This window comes from Streptomyces sp., assembly GCF_050698815.1.
Lineage (GTDB): Bacteria > Actinomycetota > Actinomycetes > Streptomycetales > Streptomycetaceae > Streptomyces.
The window spans coordinates 1-6,952 of record NZ_JBOHCV010000062.1; the positions used below are offsets into that span (position 1 = coordinate 1).

Genomic DNA, 6,952 nt, shown 5'->3' on the forward strand with positions numbered 1-6,952 from the left:
CACATTGTTTCGGTGGTCATAGCGTGAGGGAAACGCCCGGTCTCATTCCGAACCCGGAAGCTAAGCCTTTCAGCGCCGATGGTACTGCATGCGGGAGCGTGTGGGAGAGTAGGACGCCGCCGAACTACCTTTAAAAGAAGCCCCGTTGACGTCGTCACCACCGCGTCGACGGGGCTTCTTTCGCGTTCCGGGGCCGACCCCCCGCACACGGAGTGGCGACCTGCCGGTAGTGTCGGGGTGCATCGTCGGCAACGGTTACTCACAGGAGGCCCCCGGGTGGAGGTCCAGGACAGGCAGGCCGTGACGGGCCGGGTCTTCACCATCCCCAACATCCTCAGCATGGCCCGCCTGGTCGGCGTACCGGTCTTTCTGTGGCTGATTCTCTGGCCGGTGTTCCACGGGCCGAACCTGGACGGGTGGGCGCTGCTCATCCTTGCTCTGAGCGGCATCAGCGACTACCTGGACGGGAAGCTCGCACGCCGTTGGAACCAGGTGAGCGACCTCGGCAGGATCCTCGACCCGGCCGCCGACCGGCTGTACATCCTCTCCACGCTCGTCGGATTGACCTGGCGGGAGATCCTTCCCTTGTGGCTCACCGCTGCTCTGCTGGCCAGAGAAGTGCTGCTACTGGTGATGGTGTGGATTCTGGACCGGCACGGCTACGGGCCCCCGCAGGTGAACTTCCTCGGCAAGGCCGCAACCTTCAACCTGATGTACGCGTTTCCGCTACTGCTTCTCAGTGATGGAAGTGGCTTGATCGCGACACTCGCTGCTATTTTCGGATGGGCCTTCGCCGGTTGGGGTACGACACTGTACTGGTGGGCAGGAATCCTCTACGTGGTTCAGGTCCGTCGGCTCGTCAGGGCGGAAGCCGCGGCCGACTGAACTTGCCTTTCCGGCACCACCGAGATTGTTGCCGGCACGCGAATGTGCGGGCCGTCCGGGATGAGTGAAGTCGGTATGACCGCCGTCTTTGCAAGGAGGACGCTTCCGACATGAAGGCCGTCGTTATGGCCGGCGGCGAGGGTACCCGCCTTCGCCCTATGACCGCGAGCATGCCCAAACCGCTTCTGCCTGTGGCCAATCGCCCCATCATGGAGCACGTGCTGCGGTTGCTCAAGCGCCATGGACTCACCGAGACCGTGGTGACCGTGCAATTCCTCGCCTCCCTCGTCAGGAATTATTTCGGTGACGGCGAGGAGCTCGGCATGGAGCTCAGCTACGCCAACGAAGAGAAGCCCCTCGGCACCGCCGGCAGCGTGAAGAATGCCGAAGAGGCGCTCAAGGACGACTCCTTTCTCGTCATCTCCGGCGACGCTCTCACCGACTTCGACCTGACGGAACTCATCAGCTATCACAAGGAACACGGCGCCCTCGTCACCGTGTGTCTCACGCGCGTACCCAACCCCCTCGAGTTCGGCATCACCATCGTCGACGAAGACGGCAAGGTCGAGCGCTTCCTGGAGAAGCCCACGTGGGGCCAGGTCTTCTCCGACACCGTCAACACCGGCATCTACGTCATGGAGCCGGAGGTCTTCGACTACGTGGATCCCGACGTGCCCGTCGACTGGTCCGGTGATGTCTTCCCGCAGCTCATGAAGGAAGGCAAGCCCATCTACGGCTACATCGCCGAGGGCTACTGGGAGGACGTGGGGACGCACGAAAGCTATGTGAAGGCACAGGCGGACGTGCTGGAGGGGAAGGTCGACGTCGAGATCGACGGCTTCGAGATCTCTCCCGGCGTCTGGGTCGCGGAGGGGGCGGAGGTCCATCCCGACGCCGTGCTGCGTGGCCCGCTCTACATCGGTGACTACGCCAAGGTCGAAGCCGGCACGGAGATCCGTGAGCATTCCGTCATCGGCTCCAACGTCGTTGTCAAGAGCGGCGCCTTCCTGCACCGTGCCGTCGTGCACGACAACGTCTACATCGGACAGCAGGCCAATCTGCGCGGATGCGTCATCGGCAAGAACACCGACGTCATGCGGGCGGCGCGCATCGAGGACGGCGCCGTCATCGGTGACGAGTGCCTGGTCGGCGAGGAATCGATCGTTCAGGGCAACGTGCGTGTCTACCCGTTCAAGACCGTCGAGGCGGGCGCGTTCGTCAACACCTCCGTCATCTGGGAGTCCCGAGGACAAAAGCATCTGTTCGGGGCCCGGGGGGTGTCCGGCATCCTCAACGTCGAGATCACGCCGGAGCTGGCCGTACGGCTGGCCGGTGCCTATGCGACCACCCTCAAGAAGGGCTCCACGGTCACCACCGCCCGGGACCACTCGCGGGGGGCACGGGCGCTGAAGCGTGCCATGATCTCGGCTCTGCAGACCAGCGCCATGGACGTTCGTGACCTGGAGAACGTGCCGCTGCCGGTGGCCCGGCAGCAGACAGCGCGCGGCAGCGCCGGCGGCATCATGATCCGTACGACGCCGGGGGTTCAGGAGAACGTCGACATCATGTTCCTGGACGAGCGTGGCGCCGACCTCTCGCAGGCCGGACAGCGCAAGCTCGACCGGGTGTTCGCGCGGCAGGAGTACCGGCGGGCCTTCCCCGGCGAGATCGGAGACCTGCTCTTCCCCTCCAGCGTGTACGACTCCTACACTGGTTCGCTGCTGCGTTCCGTGGACACCACCGGTGTCGCCGAGTCCGGGCTCAAGGTCGTCGTGGACGCCTCCAACGGCAGCGCCGGCCTTGTCCTGCCCAGCCTCCTCGGCAGGCTCGGAGTCGACTCGCTCACCATCAATCCCGGCCTGGATGAATCACGGCCCACCGAGACGGCCGACGCGCGCCGCTCCGGCCTGGTGCGACTCGGCGAGATCGTGGCGTCGGCCCGCGCCGCCTTCGGAATCCGCTTCGACCCGGTCGGCGAACGGCTCTCCCTCGTCGACGAGCGCGGAAAGATCATCGAGGACGACCGCGCGCTGTTGGTGATGCTCGACCTGATCGCGGCCGAGCGGCGCAGCGGCCGAGTTGCGCTGCCGGTCACCACGACCCGTATCGCGGAGCAGGTGGCGGCCTACCACGGCACACAGGTGGAATGGACGACGACCTCACCCGACGACCTGACCCGGGTGGGCCGTGATGAGACCACCGTCTTCGGCGGCGACGGCAGGGGCGGCTACATCACTCCGGAGTTCAGCTCCGTATTCGACGGCTCGGCCGCCTTCGTACGCCTCATCGGCCTCGTCGCCCGCGCGCAGCTCACCCTCAGTCAGATCGACGCGCGCATTCCGCGGGCACACGTCCTCAGGCGCGACCTTGCCACGCCCTGGGCCGTCAAGGGGCTGGTCATGCGGACCGTCGTCGAGGCCGCAGGTGAGCGCTCCGTCGACACGACGGACGGCATCCGTGTGGTGGAGTCGGACGGACGTTGGGTGATGGTTCTGCCTGATCCCGCCGAAGCGGTCACGCATCTGTGGGCCGAGGGTCCCGATGACGCGTCCGCACAGGAGTTGCTGGACGAGTGGGCCGCGGTGGTGGACAGCGCGGGGCGCTGACGGCACGGGCGGGGTGGGCCCGTTCGGCCGCACCGGCCCGGCCGTGCGACGATGTGCGTCATGTCGCAGCAGCACCCTGAACGGAGTACCGGATCGAGGCCTGCGCGGCTCGACGCCTCCATGTCGCTGCTGACCAACGCGATGCACCACAGCCTCGATGACGGGTACGCACAGGCCGCGGCGCGTCGTGGAGCCGAGGGCCGGTCCGGTATGCCGCGGACCGTACGGGCGAAGCTGGGCCTGGCGGCCGGGCTGGTCCTCGCCGCACTGGTGGTCACCGTCGGTGCGGTGCAGGCCAGAGTGTCGGCGCCCGAACTCGCCAAGGAGCGGCAGGAGCTGATCTCGCGCATCGACGCCGGCGACAAGCGAGCCGACTCCCTCCAGCGGAGCGTCGACAGCCTGCGGAGGGTGGTCGAGGCGAAGCAGCGCAAGGCGCTGGAGAAGCACGGCGGGAACGAGGCGGAGGTGGCCGGACTGCTGTCCGGCTCCCTCCCCGTCCGCGGGCCGGGCGTCAAGCTGGTCATCGACGATGCCAAGGACACCCAGGACGGGGACTCGAGCGGTCCGCGGCAGAGCAGCGGTTTCTCCGACAACGGACGGGTGCGCGACCGGGACCTGCAGCGTGTCGTCAACGGCCTCTGGGAGTCGGGCGCGGAGGCCGTGTCGGTCAACGGGCAGCGTCTCACCAGTCTTTCCGCCATCCGCGCGGCCGGCGAGGCGATACTCGTGGACAACAAGCCCTTGGTGCCGCCGTACACCCTGCTCGCTGTGGGGCCGGGACAGAAACTCAGCACCACCTTCCAGGACAGCGCCGATGGTCAGTACCTGAACGTGTTGCAGGAGAACTACGGTGTGCGCACCAGCATCAGCACCCAGGACGAGGTGCGGCTGCCGGCCGCGCCGAGCCTGATCGTACGAACGGCAAAGCCCGTGCAGACAGGAGAGGGCAGCACATCGTGATCGCCGTACTGGGTCTCATCGTGGGAGTCGTGGCCGGACTCGTCGTCCGGCCCGTCGTCCCGACGTTGCTCGAGCCCTATCTGCCGATCGCCGTCGTCGCGGCGTTGGACGCGGTCTTCGGCGGGCTTCGCGCCATGCTTGACGGGATCTTCGACGACAAGGTGTTCGTCGTGTCGTTCCTGTCGAATGTCGTGGTCGCCGCGTTGATCGTTTTTCTCGGCGACAAGCTTGGAGTCGGAGCTCAACTCTCCACCGGCGTCGTCGTGGTGCTCGGTATCCGCATCTTCTCCAACGCGGCCGCGATCCGCCGGCACGTCTTCCGGGCGTGAGGCCGATGAACGACGACGCCAACGACGCCAAAGACGACAAGACACCACCCGGCGAGCTGCCCGAGGAGCAGCCGGCAGCCGGCGGTTCGGAGGAACCCCGCGGAAAGCCTGAGACACCGCAAGCTCCGGAGCCCTCGGACGGTTCGGAGGCATCGGAATCGCCGAAGGCTCCGGAAGCACCGGAGGGAGCCGGCGCGGCTGAGGCTCCGGAGGTGCGGGAAGAAACTCCGGAGGAGCAGGAAACACCGCCGAAGTCGCAGCCGGCCGCCTCCGTACCGGCGGACTCCGGCCGGCAGCGGCTGGCGCGGGCCGTCTGGCCGCCGCGGGTGACCCGTGCCCAACTCATCGTCGCTCTGCTGCTGTTCGTGCTCGGTCTCGGCCTCGCGATTCAGGTGCGGTCCACCAGCGAGAACAGCTCGCTGCGCGGTGCGCGTCAGGAGGACCTGGTGCGCATCCTCGATGAGCTGGACGGCCGCACCAAGAGGCTGGAGGACGAGAAGCAGAGTCTGGAGAATCAGCGCACCGGGCTGGAGAACAGCTCGGACCAGGCCGAGGAAGCCCGTAAGCAGACCCGGCAGAAGGCGCGTCAACTCGGTGTGCTGGCCGGTACGGTCGGCGCCGCGGGCCCGGGCATCGAACTGACGGTGACCGATCCCGGCGATGCGGTGGAGGCGGACATGCTGCTCGACGCCGTCCAGGAACTCCGTGCCGCGGGCGCCGAGGCGATAGAGGTCAACAACGTACGAGTGGTCGCCAGTACCTACTTCTCGGACAGCGCGGGCGGCGTGCGGGTGGACGGGCACAAGATCAGTCCGCCGTACCGCTTTCAGGTGATCGGCAAGCCCCAGGATCTGGAGCCGGCGCTGAACATCCCCGGCGGTGTCGTGCAGACACTGCGGAAGGAACAGGCCGACGCGTCCGTGTCCGCGTCCAAGAGGATCGTTGTGAACGCCTTGCGCTCCGCGAAGCGGCCTGATTACGCTCGGTCGTCATCGTAGTGAGGTGGCCGGGGAGGCTTGCCAGGGGTCGGCGGGCCCGCTGACCATCGCGTGAGGGAAACTGTCTGAAGGTCACGGACGTTGTCAGGGTGTCCGGATCGGCCGAATGAGAGTATCGAGGGTCTGTCCTGCCCCACGGGCGGGTCTGGTCGTGCGAGGGGAATCGCCCGTGAGTTTTTTTGCGAAGTTGTTCGGCAAAGGCCGCCGGGAGGGAGGCGGTGGCGCCCCACGGCACCGCGCCTCCCCGCAGGGAGACTCCATGGGGAACCCTGTTGGTGAAGGCGCGAGGAGGCCGCTTTTCCGCGACGAGGTCGCTGCTCCGGGCGGTGACGATTCGGGTGGTCACGGTGGGGTTTCTGTTGACCCCGCAGCGTCGGGCCGCATAGGTTCCGGTGCACCATCGAATTCAAGCAAGGGTGGAGGGTCTGCGGTGCCGGTGTGTAGCAGGTGTGGGACCCGTGCGGCCGAGGAAAGCCGGTTCTGTTCCAACTGTGGGGCACCGCTCCGGGGCGGGGTTCCCGCCCCCGAGAGGCCCGCCGAGACGACCTCCACCATTTCCATCTCCGGGCTGGAGGCGTACGAGGCGGAGGCGACCGGCCAGAAAACGCCGCCGCTGTCGCCGGAGGCACAGGCGGCGGTCGACGCGCTTCCGCTCGGTTCCGCTCTTCTGGTGGTACGCCGCGGGCCCAATTCGGGGAGCCGTTTTCTGCTGGACGGTGAGCTGACGACGGCCGGCCGGCACCCCGAGAGCGACATCTTCCTGGACGATGTGACCGTCTCGCGACGGCACGTGGAGTTCCGGCGCGGCCAGGACGGCACCTTCACGGTCTCGGATGTCGGAAGTCTCAACGGCACCTACGTCAACCGTGAGCGGATCGAGGCCGGTGTCCCGCTCGCCAGTGGCGACGAGGTGCAGATCGGAAAGTACCGGCTGGTTTTCTTCGCCAGCCAGCGTGCCGTCTGATCCCTGCCTTGAAGGCTTGGAGGAACACACCGGCCGCCGGGCGCCGACAGCGCCGCCGTCGCAAGGGCGGCGTCCGGCTCGGTATCGCCCGCTTGGTGGCCGGCCTCGGCCCCTTCGGGCTCCAGCCCCGTCATCTGCGCGTGGTGAAGGTCGCCGCGGGCCGCGAAGCAGCCCGTGGCGCCGCTGAGGCGGCGCCGGAGCCCCCAGGGC

The 6,952-nt window shown here is 67.4% G+C and carries 5 protein-coding genes, 1 rRNA gene and 2 pseudogenes; all 8 read left to right on the forward strand.

The features are described 5' to 3' along the window. Nucleotides 1–8: 8 nt before the first annotated feature. Nucleotides 9–125: ribosomal RNA gene (rrf, locus tag ACRDP3_RS02605) — 5S ribosomal RNA — on the forward strand. Nucleotides 126–276: 151 nt separating this feature from the next. Continuing rightward, nucleotides 277–885, forward strand: a complete 609-nt coding sequence (locus ACRDP3_RS02610) for a CDP-alcohol phosphatidyltransferase family protein (RefSeq protein ID WP_431515157.1) — start codon at nt 277–279, stop codon at nt 883–885. Between the two features lie 110 nt (nt 886–995). Continuing rightward, complete coding sequence (locus ACRDP3_RS02615) at nt 996–3,491, forward strand: sugar phosphate nucleotidyltransferase (RefSeq protein ID WP_431515158.1); 2,496 nt, start codon at nt 996–998, stop codon at nt 3,489–3,491. Nucleotides 3,492–3,551: 60 nt separating this feature from the next. Further along, nucleotides 3,552–4,451: a DUF881 domain-containing protein gene (locus ACRDP3_RS02620; RefSeq protein ID WP_431515159.1), complete on the forward strand. Its 900-nt coding sequence runs from the start codon at nt 3,552–3,554 to the stop codon at nt 4,449–4,451. Next, the gene (locus tag ACRDP3_RS02625; protein WP_431515160.1) at nt 4,448–4,780 is read left to right on the forward strand and encodes a small basic family protein; all 333 of its coding nucleotides are present in this window, start codon (nt 4,448–4,450) and stop codon (nt 4,778–4,780) included. Before ACRDP3_RS02620 ends, ACRDP3_RS02625 begins: the two co-directional genes overlap by 4 nt. 5 nt (nt 4,781–4,785) lie before the next feature. Next, entirely contained in the window at nt 4,786–5,778 is a 993-nt protein-coding gene (locus ACRDP3_RS02630; RefSeq protein ID WP_431515161.1) for a DUF881 domain-containing protein, read from the forward strand. Between the two features lie 106 nt (nt 5,779–5,884). Next, a pseudogene (locus ACRDP3_RS02635) lies at nt 5,885–6,742 on the forward strand (FHA domain-containing protein). A gap of 83 nt (nt 6,743–6,825) precedes the next feature. Beyond that, a pseudogene (locus ACRDP3_RS02640) lies at nt 6,826–6,952 on the forward strand (MerR family transcriptional regulator); the annotation flags it as partial.

Bases quoted from the DNA above. Each gene is read 5' to 3' on its own strand.
- ACRDP3_RS02615 (WP_431515158.1), top strand. From the start codon at position 996: ATGAAGGCCGTCGTTATGGCCGGCGGCGAGGGTACCCGCCTTCGCCCT.
- ACRDP3_RS02620 (WP_431515159.1), top strand. From the start codon at position 3,552: ATGTCGCAGCAGCACCCTGAACGGAGTACCGGATCGAGGCCTGCGCGG.
- ACRDP3_RS02630 (WP_431515161.1), top strand. From the start codon at position 4,786: ATGAACGACGACGCCAACGACGCCAAAGACGACAAGACACCACCCGGC.